Source organism: Bacteroides sp. 2_2_4 (assembly GCF_000157055.1).
Lineage (GTDB): Bacteria > Bacteroidota > Bacteroidia > Bacteroidales > Bacteroidaceae > Bacteroides > Bacteroides ovatus.
Map to the genome: position 1 here is coordinate 548,225 of NZ_EQ973355.1, position 16,507 is coordinate 564,731.

General features: G+C 41.9%; 8 protein-coding genes and 1 pseudogene. All 9 read right to left on the minus strand.

Going from position 1 to position 16,507, the window contains the following annotated elements; all coding sequences use genetic code 11:
- Positions 1-56: 56 nt before the first annotated feature.
- A complete protein-coding gene (locus tag BSCG_RS24925) occupies positions 57-2,195 on the minus strand; it encodes an alpha-glucuronidase family glycosyl hydrolase (RefSeq protein ID WP_004304376.1) in 2,139 nt (712 codons plus the stop codon).
- A gap of 37 nt (positions 2,196-2,232) precedes the next feature.
- A complete protein-coding gene (locus BSCG_RS24920) occupies positions 2,233-3,210 on the minus strand; it encodes a glycoside hydrolase family 43 protein (RefSeq protein WP_004300838.1) in 978 nt (325 codons plus the stop codon).
- A 26-nt stretch (positions 3,211-3,236) separates the two neighbouring features.
- Entirely contained in the window at positions 3,237-4,367 is a 1,131-nt protein-coding gene (locus tag BSCG_RS24915) for an endo-1,4-beta-xylanase (RefSeq protein WP_004304377.1), read from the minus strand.
- A 39-nt stretch (positions 4,368-4,406) separates the two neighbouring features.
- On the minus strand, positions 4,407-5,822 hold the full coding sequence (locus BSCG_RS24910; protein WP_004304378.1) for an MFS transporter: 1,416 nt from the start codon (positions 5,820-5,822) through the stop codon (positions 4,407-4,409).
- A 16-nt stretch (positions 5,823-5,838) separates the two neighbouring features.
- Positions 5,839-7,496, minus strand: a pseudogene (locus BSCG_RS24905) (sialate O-acetylesterase).
- Positions 7,497-7,828: 332 nt separating this feature from the next.
- Complete coding sequence (locus tag BSCG_RS24900) at positions 7,829-10,051, minus strand: endo-1,4-beta-xylanase (protein ID WP_009040541.1); 2,223 nt, start codon at positions 10,049-10,051, stop codon at positions 7,829-7,831.
- Between the two features lie 24 nt (positions 10,052-10,075).
- Positions 10,076-11,452, minus strand: coding sequence for a glycan-binding surface protein (locus BSCG_RS24895; protein WP_032849300.1), 1,377 nt, complete (start codon positions 11,450-11,452; stop codon positions 10,076-10,078).
- Between the two features lie 41 nt (positions 11,453-11,493).
- On the minus strand, positions 11,494-13,140 hold the full coding sequence (locus BSCG_RS24890; protein WP_008774779.1) for a RagB/SusD family nutrient uptake outer membrane protein: 1,647 nt from the start codon (positions 13,138-13,140) through the stop codon (positions 11,494-11,496).
- Between the two features lie 19 nt (positions 13,141-13,159).
- Positions 13,160-16,333, minus strand: coding sequence for a SusC/RagA family TonB-linked outer membrane protein (locus BSCG_RS24885; protein ID WP_004311414.1), 3,174 nt, complete (start codon positions 16,331-16,333; stop codon positions 13,160-13,162).
- Between the last annotated feature and the right edge of the window lie 174 nt (positions 16,334-16,507).

Genomic DNA, 16,507 nt, shown 5'->3' on the forward strand with positions numbered 1-16,507 from the left:
AAAGACGCCAAATTGCAAACATATTCTTATTCGTTCCGTAGAAGGAATATCTTTATTTACTTACTAAACCCATAAGGTGGACATTCAAAATTGGTAATATCCAATTTGTATTCCATCATATCTTTCAACTCGTGTATGGGACGTTCCAATTCGTAAGGTATCGATTGTCTGCTGAATTGCTGGAAGTAAAGCAAACAAGCATCCCGCCACCAGACAGCATCCCGTGCCTGAATCTTCAGGCGGTGTTGCACATCACGAAAACGTTCGGAATCAATATACGGTTCCATCCTGTCCCACACTTTTTGAAAGTTTCTCACTTCGTTTACACCACGATCATACGTGTAGCACAGTTCTGCCCAAAGTGTACGTCCGCTCTTCATCTGATGATTCCAAGGGACATGGTGAAACCAAAGGAGCAGATTCTCCGGACAAGTATTCACATTGTCCAGTTGCTCGCATAATGGAGAATGGTATTGTCCGGTAGCATTACTTCCTGTACTGCTGCGGTCGAAACCTATTCCCATGTTGTCGGCACGGTGGTAATAAGGAGGCAGCCAATCCGGGCGGGCATCGGGAATATCACACCAGGGTTCCGGTCCGTAATGATGTCCCCATGCAAAGATATGATGCAAGCCGAGAGGCATCATGTAGTCTACTACTGCTTCTCTCGATTTCTGAAGCACTTGGAAGTTGAGAAGGGAGAGTTCAGCGTCGATCTGCTCTTTTTGAATGACTTCTCCTGCCGGAGTATCGGTTTGCGCACCGGTAACGGGAAGAAAAGTTTGTTTCAACCATTCTTCTCCTATCTGTTCGGAAGAGAGCGAATGTTTCCATGCCAATCGTCCGAAAGCATACCAGTTGGCTTGAGCAAAAGGATGTCCACACCAATTAGTATCATCACCGATGTTTGCCACTCCGGAAATAGCCGTGAGCGGATGAAAGAATAAAGAACCATCTGTCACACGGGCAACGGTAGAGCCTTTACCTTGCAGATAAGTATCACTGTCTAAACACTCTTTCCACATAGGAGCAAGGAATGCAAGATGATTGGAAAAACCAAGATACTCTTGTGTGATTTGAAATTCGGGCATAACTGCCGTCTTTTTCATGGCTCCGAACAGCGGGCTGAATGGTTCACGGGGTTGGAAATCTATCGGACCGTTCTTGATCTGCACAATAACATTATCCCGAAACTTATCATCCAAAGGTTCAAATTCAAGATAGGCTTGTTTGGCACGGTCGCTGTCGGTAGGAGAATAAACGAAAGCGCGCCACATCACAATGCCATGATAGGACCTCAACACATCGGCAAGCATATTGGCTCCTTCGGCATGAGTCCGTCCGTAATCACACGGACCGGGCTGCCCTTCGGAATTCGCTTTCACCAGAAAACCTCCGAAATCGGGAATCAGAGAATAAATCTCTTTGGCTTTCTGCTTCCACCAGTTTATCACTTCTTTATTCAACGGATCGGAAGTGGATAAACCGCCTAAAGCTGCGGGAGAAGAGAAATTGATAGAAAGATATATTTTCAAGCCATAAGGGCGGAAAACGTCGGCCAAGACTTTGACTTTCTGCAAATAATCATTAGATAGTATCTTAGGACTTGCATTGACATTGTTTATTACAGTGGCATTAATGCCGATAGAAGCATTGGCACGAGCGTAGGCTTCATAACGGGGAGAGACAACAGACGGAAGTTCGTCCCATTTCCAAAGTGAATGTCCGGCATATCCGCGTTCGATTGTACCATCCAAGTTATCCCAATGATTCAGGATACGAATTCGATAATCAGGTCGTTCGGAGATATTGAGGGATTGCAAAGCTGATTCCGGTAGTTGTCCGGTAGCTTGCAGACGGAGTAAATGATACGTTCCATAAAGTACTCCTTGTTCACCGGAAGAAGCTATCGTTATTTGACTGCCACCTTTGGAGGTCTGAATCGTATATCCCTCATTTCCAAGTGCACGAAGTTCTTTATTGTTCCGGACCTCCAAAGTAACCGGGATTCCTCCCTGCCAGAAGTTCTGTAATTCGGAAACCGCAATACGTAATGTAGGTGATTGTTTCTTGCTGGTAATTTCCGCTTTCGCTCCCGATGCATAACGAAGCCACAAGGCACTTCCATCTTCTGCCCAAATAGAAGAAAAGCAAAAAAGGATAGTAAATATCAATGCAAATATATTTCTAGGCATATTTTTCAGATAGAAGCGGTTGTTTTAATGTATTCTATTATTCATCTTTTCCCTCAATAGTAATGATTCGCCCGTCTGCATCATACTGAAGTTCACAGACTTTTAGGCTACGGAGCCAAGTCTTTCCCTCTGATGGTACACAATCGTGATGAAACAGATACCACTTACCTTTAAACTCTACAATAGCATGGTGAGTAGTCCATCCTACCACCGGAGTCAGAATGACTCCCTGATAAGTAAACGGACCATAAGGGTTATCACCTGTTGCATAGCAGAGCAAATGAGTGTCTCCCGTAGAATAGGAAAAATAGTATTTACCATTATATTTATGCATCCACGAAGCTTCGAAGAAACGGCGTTCCGTATCCCCTGCTGTCAATGGCTTACCGTCTTCATCCAGAATTACCACTGCACGGGGTTCTTCGGCAAACTCCATCATGTCTTCACTCAAACGAGCAACACGCGACGGGATTGCCTCCTCCTCTCCTTCCGGCAAAATGGCAGATTCCAAGGCTTTATTATTACGGTAACGTTGAAGTTGTCCACCCCACAATCCACCGAAATATATATAATAGTTACCATCTCCGTCATCCCATACAGCCGGATCGATGCTGTAACTTCCTTTCATCGGATTAGCTTCCGGTATAAAAGGACCATAAGGTTTATCACTCACAGCTACCCCGATACGAAATATATCATTCTGATCTTTCAATGGAAAATACATATAGTACTTACCATCTTTACAAACCACATCACAATCCCATAGTTGACGGCCCGCCCAAGGAATATCCTCTGTGGAAAGCACCACTCCATGATCTTTTATTTCACCGTTCATCACATCATCCATAGAATACACGTGATAATCTTTCATATTGAAATGATCGCCATTATCATTTTCAGCAATACCACTTTCCCAATCGTGCGAGGGATAAATATACAGTTTGCCATCAAATACATGTACGGCAGGGTCAGCCATATAATCACCGGGAACTAAATATCTTTTTTCTGTTTTCATGCTTTTTCGGTTTTTCTGTTAGAAACTTATTTTGTTTTTTCAGCCTCTTTGATAATCAGGTCGACTACCGGCTTCGGCTGATAATTGCGATCAAAAAGTAACGGATAATCCGTGCGGCCTCTCATCGGCCAGTCATTACGCCAAGAGTTCTGATCGGCTACTCCCCAAAGAGTAACCCTGGTGATGAGGTTATGATGTTTCAGGAACAGACGGAAAAAGTCATTCATTCTTTCAGTCCATGCTTTCGATACCTCTTCCGGTAATCCATCCGGATAAGGATTCATCTCTTTCTTATATTCAAAGGAAGCGGAAACTTCTGCACCTACATTGGGATTCGGTGATGGTATCACCGTCAAATCCAGTTCTGTTATCATTATCTTCACTCCTGTTCCGGCAAAAGCCAGCATACTCTTCTCAAATTCACTGATTTTCGGATAGTCCATACCGATATGACCTTGCATACCTACGGCATCAATACGGATTCCACGTCTTTTCAAATCGTTCACCATCTTCACGACAGCTTCTCTTCTGCCCGGTTGGGCCATTGAGTAGTCATTGTAGTAAAGTTCGGCATCCGGATCAGCCTCGTGTGCATACTGGAAAGCCAATGGAATATATTCTTCCCCCAGAATCTCATAAAACTTTGTCTTGCGATATGCTCCATTATCTTCAATCGCTTCATTTACTACATCCCAGCCTTTGATACGGCCTTTATAGCGTTTCACGATGGTAGTGATATGGTCTTTCATCCGTTTCTTCAGGACTTCCGGAGAAACATTATTCCCGTCCTTATCTACGCAAAACCAAGGAGCCAATTGTGAATGCCAAATCAGGCAGTGACCAATGATAGCCATTTGATTGCTCTCACCAAAACTGACAAATTCATCTGCCTGCGCAAAATTATACTTATTTTCTTTCGGATGAATGACAGAAGACTTCATGCAGTTTTCCGCCACGATGGAATTAAAATTCTTCTTTACAATTTCAACAGCTGCGACATCCTTACCGGAACTTTGATGTGTGTTCACTGACACGCCAATCAAAAACTTGTTTTTCAAAGCCTTTTTCAGCGAATTTCCATCTTTCGCAAAAACTTCTCCATAAGAAAAAGAAAACATCACTGTCAATAATAACAGAATTATTCGTTTGAGTTTCATACGTTATATTTTTGAGTAATAAACATTCTACTATCTTATCTATTCGCCTTTTTTACAGCGCGATTCTATCTCCTCATTTATATTGTCAATCACATTATCTTCCAATTCATATTTAGAAATAATGAACATAGCGACCAAAAGCAACAACGCCGGAATAACGGCTACGAGCCACAGTATTCCCTGTTCGGCAAAAGGTGATTGTGACACTTCATTTGTCTGGTCGAATCCGACAAAAGCCATAACAAGTCCCGGTACAACTCCTCCAAGAGCCATTCCCGCTTTATAGAAAATACCAGTCAAAGCATTGACTATACCCGAAATACGTTTACCATGAGTATATTCGCCATACGAAATTACTTCGGGAACCAAAGCCCACATATACCCTGTCGCAATAATGACTCCCGTCGATTTTATGAACTGCGCCACAAAGACCAACCATATCTGCGTTTTGAGTACCGGAACCACAGAAATAATATACAGCAATGCCATACCCAATATAGCGACTGAAAGGAATACATAAAACATTTGCTTTTTTCCAATGGCACGTTTAATGGCAGGTACCATCGGCATGAAAATGAATGCGGGTATCGAGCCCAAGGCCATGAAATAAGGTAACATCTCCGGTGCACGTACATTATAAATCATATAATATGAACCGGCAGAATTACCAATCGCCATCATTGCAAAAGCAGTAATGAAAAAGAACGCCAAAATACGCAAAGGTTTATTTCTACAAAATTCTACCCACAAGTCGGACACTTTTACTTTAGATGTCTCCTCCTGATCCATAACCACACGCTCCTTCGTCTGGTTAAAGCAGAACATCAATAACGCCAATCCGATAACAGCATAAATAGTCATCGTAATAAACCATGCGTTAGCAGATGCAGTAGTATTGATTTTACCATCGGGAGACAACACCTTCACCAGTATCGGAATACCGTATGCCACAGCCAAACCACCCAAATTGGCAAGAAACATACGCACTGACGTCAACACCGTGATTTCATTCGTATCGCGGGTAAGTGACGCATTCAGTGCTCCATAAGGCACATTAATCAATGTATAACACATGGATAATCCAACGTAAGTGAAATAGGCATAGAACAGTGAACCCGAAAAGCCGTTCCAAAAACAAAGAATAGCAAAACCAGTCAGCGGAGTTCCTCCCCAAATAAGATATGAACGGTATTTACCTAGTTTAGGATTGTGTTTATCGACGAAAGCACCCACCAGAGGATCCCAAAGGACATCCACTATCCTGACAATAAGAAACATCACGGCTGCCACTTCCGGTTTAAGTCCATATACATTGGTATAAAAAATCAGCAGATACATACATACGGTCTGGTAAATAAGGTTTTGCGCCAAATCACCGGAACCGAATCCTATACGTTGAAGCCAAGAGAGTTTATAGAAACCTTTCGCTTCATTGGTCTTTATTGTATTCTCCATAAAATAGATAAATTGGTCATTTTCTGTTTTTCGTATTCATTTCTATCAAGATAGCTGCTGCCACTCGTTGCCCTAGCGTCTTTTTATCCAATGGATGAATATCATTCCATTCTCCTAAATCACTATTTTTAATCAGAGTAACATTTTTATTTGTATCGGCTACTTCCGCCTGCGCTTTCCGGAATTCCGCCCAGGCAGTGCGTCCTCCTTTATCTGTGGGTGAAAGGAAATCCGCCAGCTCAATGATATAGAAAGGCATATCCGACTTATTCCATCGTTGTCTCCAATCGCTAATCATAGCCGTCAACAAGTCTTTATACTCATTTCTGCGTGAGACATTCGATTCTCCCTGATACCAGATAACACCAGATACCGTATAGTTCAGCAAAGGAGCAATCATTGCATTATACAGTCCTGTGGGTTTATAATGAAAAGCCGTTTGTCCCGGAGCAGCGGGCATAGGAGCACCGAGATGATATTTCCAACTCCCCTCCAAATTGATCTCCGATTCTCCTTTTTCCGGCTGACCTTTTCCGAAAAGGATTTTATAAGGCTTTTCCTTTACAAATTGAGGACGACCGCCATAACTGAAAAGGCGTATGGTTATTGTATTTTTTCCGGCTTTCAACAATCCGGCAGGAATGGTGTAGATACGGGGAGGATACTGATAAGAGACAGTCCCCACAAATGTGCCATTTACATAGACCGAATCTGCATCTACGATGCATCCCAAACGAAGAGTCGCTTTCTCTCCCGCCTGTTGTGCAGACACCTGAAAGTCTTTACGGAACCAGTGGGAGCCATTGACGGTATTCAGTCCGTTTGTTGCCCAGCCGGAAGTAAACAAATCTGTTTCTGTCCAATTGCTATCATCATAATCGGCAGCATACCAAGGGGTAGCCTCATGCATCCCTTTATCTCCCTGAAACAACGCCACATTCCAGGCATGACTTTTCTTCCTCTCCTCTTTTTTCATCGACTCCATCAAATCGTCTGACTCATAGATACGCTTTTCATTCAAATAAAATGGAAAAGGCTTCAACCCTCCCTCACTGATCCACGCTTCTACCGGTGAACCTCCGACACTGGAATTTATGATTCCTACCGGAACCTTTGTCTTTTGATAGACATCTTTAGCGAAGAAATAGGCCAAAGCAGAGAAAGGCATCACATTTTCAGGAGTCATCGCTTGCCAGGAAATTCCCGGAATATCTGCCTGCGGAGCATGAAAATTATAGAGCAGAGGTGTTTTTATATAGCGTACCATCGGATAGTTACTGTCCGTAGATATTTCATCGCGAAAACGATCTGTAACCCGTGAAACAGGCAATTCCATATTCGACTGTCCCGAACATACCCAAACATCACCAATAAGAATATCCTTTAATTCGATATCATTAATGGCCATCGTATAAGGTCCGCCAGCTTTCAATATAGGCAAAGTCACTTTCCAGTTACCTTGTACATCAGCAACAGTCTTATATTTCTTTTCAGGAAAGTTATATCAACGGTTTCATCAGGATCAGCCGTTCCCCAGATATTGACAGGTTCCCCACGCTGAAGTACCATTCCGTCGGAAACAAGAGTCGGAAGTTTAACCTTTGCTCCGCCCAACAAGGCGAAGCAAAGGAACACAACTACTAACCCTACCTTATAAAACCAATACTTATTCATTCTGTCTTTTCTTTTATATGTCTTTATTTCATGATAATTTAGCAAGAGAAGAAATCCATCGGGATTCCACTTTGCAAACTTAGGAAGTTTCTTCCCACTTACCCAGAAATTCTGATTCAAATCATTACTCGCTTGTTACATCATCGTTTACGTATGTTACAAAAACTTGTTGCAATGTTACATTCAAGCTGAAACCACCGATGAACAGGAGGAAAACGAAAGTTTTAGAAAGAGCGGATTACAGTAGTTATTGTTATTCATTCGATCCGCTCCAGGATGATAACAACTACTGTAACCCTCACTCTCCCCCTCTTTAATTATTATAAAATCATTTATTCCAAATCTCCGGTAAAGTCTTCGCTGACATCCTTACCAGCCAAACCATCGGCTACTCCCTTATAAGCATGTTTACGTGCATAATTAGCATCCCAAAGGTTCGGAGCGTCATTCGGTATCCAATTCACATGTTCTTTTTCATTGTCCGATACTCCCCAGATGGTAATACCATATTGTTTATCCACCGGAATATACTTCTTGTACATATCAATAACATACTGATACATTTCTGCCTGTTGTGCCAGATTTTCAGTAGTAGGCGACGAGGTGTTAACCTTAATATCCAACTCGGATACTTTAATCAACTTGCCGGTAGCACCCAGTTTCTGGAACATTTGAGCAATATTGTCTTTATTGGAATCAATAGCAATATGCATTTGTGTACCAATACCATCCACTATGGCCCCTTTGCTTTCGATGTATTCCACATATTTAATCAGACCGTCACACTTATTGAGGTTATATTCCAGATTATAATCATTGATGAATAGTTTATCATCCGGATTTCCATACTGACGGGCAAGTTTGAAAGCTTCTACTGCATAGTCTTTCGGAGTCAGGAAATAATCTTGCCAGTAGAATTCATCAGAAGCCAGATCAGTTTTGCCTTTACCAGTCTTAATGTCTGATGTTTTTCCGTCATCCATTGGTTCATTGACTACGTCCCATGCATGAACATAAGGTTTGCAATGGGTAACCATCTTTGAAATCCAGTCTTCCATAGCATCTCTGATAATCTCGGCTTTTTCTTCGTCGGTCTTCTCAATGATAGTAGGACCGGAAGCGCGAGTGACTGCACGTGTCTCCACCACTTTCTCCGACAATACGATATTATCTATATAATAATCGCCTGCACTAACTCCGAAATTGATACAGAATCGATTCATATCCTCTTTAGACACTGTAAATTCTTTCTTAAATTCTGTCCAAGTCGTACTCACATTTCCATCTACATAGCATTCACCTGCATAACTCGTTGAGTTCTGAATTTGAATTTGGAAAGTAGTTGAGACACTTGCTTTAATCATAGCAGAGAACTCATAGGTCTTGCCGACTTCCAAAGGAGTATCAAAGCCATATCCAGCCTGTGCCTTATATGCATTGCCCGCCCCTCCGTCAACAGAACTAGTCAGCTTCATCGAATATGAACTTCCATATCCTTCACCTTCTTCCGAAATCGCGGCTTTTCCACTACTCCAAGCTCCCCAAGGAGTAATAGCTTTGCTTTCAAAATCTCCGTTAGAAATCAGATTAACCACAGTAGGATCGGCATCTTTGTCTGTCACAACAATATTATCTACATAATAAGTCACATCCGGCAAATAACCAAATTCAAATGCAATCTGAAATGTAGTACTAACAAAATCATTCACTGTGATCTTCACCTGCTGCCATTGAGACGTTGTCTCAAAAGCTTCCGTCCAACTGCCACCTGTAGCATACCAGTCTTTATATGGATAATTATTTCCTAACCCAGCGAAAGTCAACCGGGCTTTACCAGCTTTATCCGAACGGACAAAAAATGAAATTTCATAATTATGCCCACTTACTGCTGAAATGTCAGGAGTATATAATTGCACAGAATGAGCAGCCGTTACAGAAGATCCTACTGTAAATTTCAATGCTTTGGAAGTAGTTGTCAGTCCTTCCCCTTCCACAATGGACATCGCATCACTTCCATTTTTACGATTCCAGCCATCAAAGGTTCCATCTTCAATGCCTGACAGATCCAACAAATTACTGCCCGCCGGTCCCGGAATAACTTCCGGTGCAATCAGACTATTCAGATAACTCGCATTCTGATTAGTGTGCCAAATCAGACAGTGTCCATAAATGCTTATACCCGCTTCTGTAGTCTTTGTAAACAATTGATCTACCTTATCAAATTTCAAATTCCCTTTAGAATCGACCATAGGACCGTGCTTCATGGCATATCCTATCGTCAGATCATTAAAGTTCTCATTCACAATGGTAGTCGTTGTCTCGTCACCAAGATATTCATCCATCCCCACTCCGATACCCAACTTAAAGTTGGGATCGGATAAATATTCTTTCAACGGCTTGTAACGGGAAATCTTTTCAGCCAACTGTAAAGGCAGTTCGGAAGAAGTAACCGCTCCATGTGTAGGGTCTTTATACCACTCCATCTTATTATCGTCACACGATGTCAATATCAGCACCGACAAGGCAACAAACGGAAGCATATTTCTGTATTTCATAATCTTTTCAATTTAAAGTCATTATTATTCTGCATCCTCTTCTTCATCCGGGAAATCGGTATATTCCGGCTTCGTCAAAGGTACGACACGCCAGTTATCAATATAAATCTTCACGGAAGTTGTTTTGGATAGAAACTCTGTTTCTTTATCCGAGCTCGCACCTGTGATCTTATCCAATGTAATATCAGAGTTCTCAAAATAGAAACCGAAGTTGGCATAAGAAGCAGATGCACGGGTAGCGGCCACATCGGCAAAAGTGGTCCAAGCTCCGCTGGATGCTTTCGATTTGTAGAATTCACTGAACGGAACAGTTACAGTCTGCCAACCGGTTGTCTGGAAAGGAACGATCTTTCCGCCTACAAGCCACGGTACGTAATTATAACAGTCTCTCTCCCATTCTCCACCATTGAATCCGTTCTGACCACAAATCTTCAGGAATCCGGATTCAGACCAAGGTTCGGGCACATAAATTTCAAACTGAATAGCACATTCGGCAACAGGAGTTTCAGCAGGGACACCCAGCGTCAACCAGTCAGGATCAGTGCCATTACCAGCTGTCCAAACTTCAGCACAACGATTCTTCGCTGCTGCCACCGGCAACTGTCTTTCTAATGGCAAACGACAGTAAGCACCTTGCGACACATTACCTTCACCAATCGAAGCAGATTCCAGTTCGGTTGTTTGAATCATACTTTCAGAATCGCCCCATGCTCCTTGTGCACCCACTCCGTCGAAGTTCAACAACAAGCCTTTCTTATAATTGAAATAGGCAGGAGAATAAGCACCACCATTCGAACCTTCTACGAAAATAGAACCGCCCTCTTCAGAAACTCCGGCAGGCATATCCACCATAAAATATTCACCGTCAAGATCAGAAATAATACCTTCTGTCACCACCACATTTCCGGGGAAAACGACTTTTGCTATTTCCGTCAATCCACTTCCGTAAACAATGATAGGTTCACCTATATTCGGCATACAGTTGGAGATTTTCGTTATAGACGGTGCAGCAGCACGAATCTGGAAATCATAAACGTATTCACCGCCATCTTTTACCAAACGAATTGTATTACGTACATTCTCGTCTGCTTCTGTAGTCGGAACTTTACTGTTCACACTAACCAGAAAAGATTTATTCGAAACAAATACCGGATTAAAATAACAGTTATATCCATTAATATACACTTTCTTCAATCCGTTGAATCCTTCACCTTCAATTCGGATCAGTTGTCCCAAACGGGCAAAATCAACCAAACGGTCAGGAACATTCGACTTCGCGTCTTCCAGATAGATCCCTGTTATGTTCATCACAGAACTTCCGCCATTATCGTCATCGTCGTCACACGAAACAAATGAACAAGAGCAGATGAGCAGGCTCACCAATAAGCCAAATGCTTTCATACTATTTTTATATATCAAGCTTTTCATTCGTATTCTCGTTTTTAATTAAACAAATCAGTTATTCTGTCTTCCTTAAATGCATAAGGCACAGGATCTGCTTTCAACAAAGGATTTTGCACAGTCTCCGATTCCGGATAAGGAAGAAGGAATATACTGGAATCGACGTCACCTATGGCACGCTTCGTTTCATCCGAATCCTCGTCTCTCTTCAAAGTCTGTGTATCCGCATCCCATACTACAGGAATAGCAGTACCCCTATCCTGTCCGGTGATATAATTGAGTACTTCCTGTTGTTTATAATAAGCTCTACGTACCAAGTCATACCAATACTGTCCTTCCAGACAAAGTTCCAGTCTACGCTCACGACGAATATCTTCGTAAGTAATCGAATTTTGGGGTTCCAAACCGGCACGCTTGCGCACTTTGTTAAAGTATTCCATTGCATCGGCATCATCTGTTGAAGGATTATTTCCCAATATAGCTTCTGCATAAATCAGATATACTTCTGCCAGACGCAACATGTAAGTATTGATAGGAGTACTTCCGGAAGTGATCTTCGCATTATCTTTGCTAGAACCACAAACATATTTCTTACAATAAATTCCGGAAACAGTACCCGATGCTTTCTTCTCACAAGTATATCCTCCGTTTGCTTTCTGTATTTCAGGATAATGATCGCCATAAGCCATCCAAGTCGGCTGACGCCGTTTATCTCCTTTTTCATACTCCCAAATCACGTCCGGTTGTGCAAAAACATAACCGCCCCATGCACGGTCATTACCGGTAATAGCCGACTCACAAGCAAAATAGTCCTGTATCGTATTACATTCCCCATACGTACCATTACTAACCCATTGTAAAGCAAATAGTGTTTCCGAGTTGTTATTTTTATCAATCATAAACAAATCGGCATAATCAGTCATCAGTTCAAAATTTCTGTTTTCTATCACTTTTAAAGCCGCTTTCTTTGCCAAATCCAGATAGTCCTGATTACGGGTCGCACTATTAGGGTTACTACTATAACCGGCATACGTCAGATAAACACGCGACAACATGCCAAAGGCACTGTATTTATTGACACGTCCGGCAGCAGAAGAAACCTCCGGCAAATATTTTGCCGCAAATTCCAAGTCACGCATCGCAAATTCATAGACATCACTTACCGGGCTAGTATTGACAATTGGATTAGCCACCAGTTCATCCGTATCCTCATTTATAATAACATTTCCCCATAACATCGCCAGATAGGAATAAGCAACTCCACGCATGAACCGTGCTTCAGCAATATATGGGTTCTTCACTTCTTCGCTATTGGATGAGTTACCTTTGATCCCGTTAATAATCTTATTAGTTTGCTGTACTATATTGTATAATGAGCCCCAAGCCGAAACTAACGGCCCCGTCAATCCGGTTTCGGTCAAATCGGCAAAAGGATAGATATAATTAGAGGTTGTCGCACAAAGGTTGAATCCGCGTCCATCACCCAGTCCATAATAGAACTTATCGTTAAAGTCGAACCACACCTTATTATACAAAGGAGCTGTTGCTGCCCGGAAATCATCTTCCGTTTGATAAAAGTTATCTCCTGCGATATTGGAGTTATCTTCAGAATCGAGGAAGTCACTGCATCCTGCAAACGCCAAAGCTACAGCCAACATGAAAGAGTATATATATTTACTTGTTTTCATATTTAGTCACTTTAAATGATTAAAAGGTTAAATTCAGACCGAATGTATAAATTCGCGGAGAAGGATAACGATAGTTATCAAAGCCTGTAAGCAAAGCGTCCTGATTGGCAGAACCTATTTCCGGGTCCATCCCTTTGTATTTTGTGAATGTATATACATTCTGCAGGTTACAATAAAGTTTCAGATTCTGAATACCAATCGGTGCCAACCATTTACGCGGGAACGTATAGCCGAAAGAGATAGACTGAATACGCAGGAAAGAACCATCTTCCACAAAGCGGTCACTGAAACGATAATTGGAATCATCTGTCCCTTTGGCAATAGCCATACGGCAAGCATAAGGGTCACCGCCTACAATCTGTATATTCCGATAATCATCCGGACCATTCGGATCAATCAAAGCCAGTTGTGCATAATCCAACGCCGATTTCAGGATATTATTATTGCCCCGTGGATTTTCAAGTTCACGACGCCCCCAGTTTACAACTTCATTTCCCACCGATCCGGTCAGGTTAATGCTCAAGTCGAAGCCTTTATAAGAGAAAGAGTTACCGAAGCCGAAAGTAAAGTCCGGTTCAGGATTACCGATATAAGTACGGTCCTGTTCATTGATAACACCGTCTTTGTTTACATCTTCAAAAATATAATCACCAATCCAGATACTATTCTTGGAAATCGACATACCTTCAGGCAATGCTACCGGCTTAATTGCTCCGGAAGCATCTTTATAGTAAAAGTCAGTAGCCTTTTCAAAGCGGCCAATCACTTTATAACCATAAAACTGTCCGATAGGGTTTCCTACTGATGTACGTGTCAGTACGGTTATTGTTTCGCCTGTCTGATTACTCTTATCTATCAGGCTGGTTGCCGTATCCAGCGATTTTACTTTATTACGGTTCATAGAGAATACCACGTTACTTCTCCATTGAAATCCGCCTTTATCAATATTCACTGTATTTAAAGTCAACTCAAGTCCTTTATTCTCCAAAGAACCCACATTCTTCCAGGGTGCGGAAGTAGAGCCCTGACCTGAAGTTCCCACGTAAGCAGGAAGAGGCACTTGCAACAACAAATCATTTGTTTTCTTATAATAAATATCGGCTATCAATTCAATCCTGTTCTGGAAAAGATTAATATCAAGTCCCAGATTACTTGAATAAGTAGACTCCCATTTCAATTCGGGATTCGGAGTATTGCCAGCCAGCAATCCTGTTCCCCAAACGGTAGCAACAGATGAATAAATGGCTTTATATGCATTATTAGGCACATTCTGATTACCTACAACACCCCATCCTAAACGCAATTTCAGATTATTAATAATATTGTTGTCTTTCAAAAAAGATTCATTGGAAACCTTCCAAGCCAAAGCAGCCGACGGGAACCATCCCCAACGATTATCTTTGTAGAATTTGGAAGAACCGTCGCGACGAAGAGTAAATGTCAACAGATATTTGTCATCGTATGAATAGAACAGACGGCCGAAATAAGATAAAATCGAACTTTCTCCACTATTACCATTATTCTTGGCTGTTGCGGCATCTCCCAATGTCAGGTCGGTTGCAGCATTGGACAAATATCCCATACGGCTTCCCATCAGATATTCCCATTTGCTCTCCTGCATTTCCTGGCCAATCATTGCATTCACATTGTGCACTCCAAAAGTTTTCATGTAATTCACGATATTTCTCCAACTCCAGAACTTATTATATGATTTGGAGAAAGTCCCCTGACGGTCCGTATTTTCAATCGCACCAAAAGTATATGAGGGATCAAATTTATAAGTATTAGTTACCCCATAATCGAAAGACAATTCCGTTTTAAACGTCAGTCCGTCAATGATAGTAGCTTCAGCATAGGTGTTTGCCCGAATACCCATTTTCTCGTTGCGGTTATCCTTAATCATGGCAAGACCCACCGGATTCGTTTGTACCCATTCGTCCGTATCCGGTCCGTCAAATGTGCCTTCAGCATTACGAACAGCCACACTCGGACTCTGCAATAAAGCAGTTCTAATCAACGACTCGTCAGATACAGTCAATTTCTGACGGGAATTACTAAACGCAAAGTTAATACCCATTTTTAAATAGCTCTTCACCTGGGCATCAAAACTACCTCGTAAGTTCAGACGCCTGAACCCTGAACCAACAGCAATACCATCCTGATTGAGGTAACCTGCTCCCAATGCATAGTTACTTTTATCAGTACCTCCGGTCACAGAAAGATTATGACTGGTCATCATAGCTTTAGAGAACATCTCATCCTGCCAGTCTGTACCCTCACCTAGTAAATCCGGACGAACAAAGTTATTATCCTTGTTCACTATTCCCCAATCATTTCCCGAATAGTCTTTTCCTGAACGAACATTCTTATGCTCCGCATATTCACGCAGATTCAGCATATCCAGTTTTTTAGGCATTTCCTGCCATCCTATATATCCGTCATAAGTTATTTGCGCCTCACCCTTCTGTCCACGTTTGGTAGTAATCATAATCACACCGTTTGCAGCTCGCGCACCATAAATAGCAGTGGCGGAAGCATCCTTTAATACGTCCATAGAGACGATGTCCGAAGGATTGATAGATGCCAGTGCATTATCACTTCCCGAACCTGTGGAACCGTCGATGATAACACCGTCAATGACAAAGATAGGTTCATTGGAGGCATTCAAAGAGTTGATACCACGAATACGGATGGAAGAACTACCACCGGGCATACCGCTATTAGCCTGTACCTGCACACCAGCAGCACGTCCTTGCAGTACCTGGTCAACGGAAGTCACTACAGATTTCTTAATGGCTTCATCGTTGACCGATACAACAGAACCGGTCAGGTCACTACGTTTCATCTGACCATATCCAACTACAACTACTTCGTCTAATACTTTTGCATCTTCTTTGAGGGTAATATCAAACTGCTTTTTCCCGGCTACAGGAATCGTTTGTGTCTGATATCCGATAAAAGAAATCTTCAAGCTACCTTTGGCTGATACATTCAACTTAAAATTACCATCCAAATCGGTAACTATACCATTGGTAGTGCCAGCTTCTACTACACTGGCTCCGATAATCGGTTCGCCCGATGCATCTTTGACCATCCCCGTCACGGAAACAGTCTGTGCCAATACCCATACAGGGAAGAGGCAGAAAAGAATGATAAGACCTAACGGTCGAAAATAATGATTTGTGCTTTCCATAAAATCATTTTTTTAATTAATAATGATAGTGGTTAATCCAAGTTATAGGTTTTTCTCTTCTTATTTATAATAAGGAATAGAGTAAGGAATTCATGTTTCCATAAGCAGTTATTATTTTAAGGTGTCCGACAATTCATTTTTTTGGTTAATGCAAATTTATGGATAATATATCAA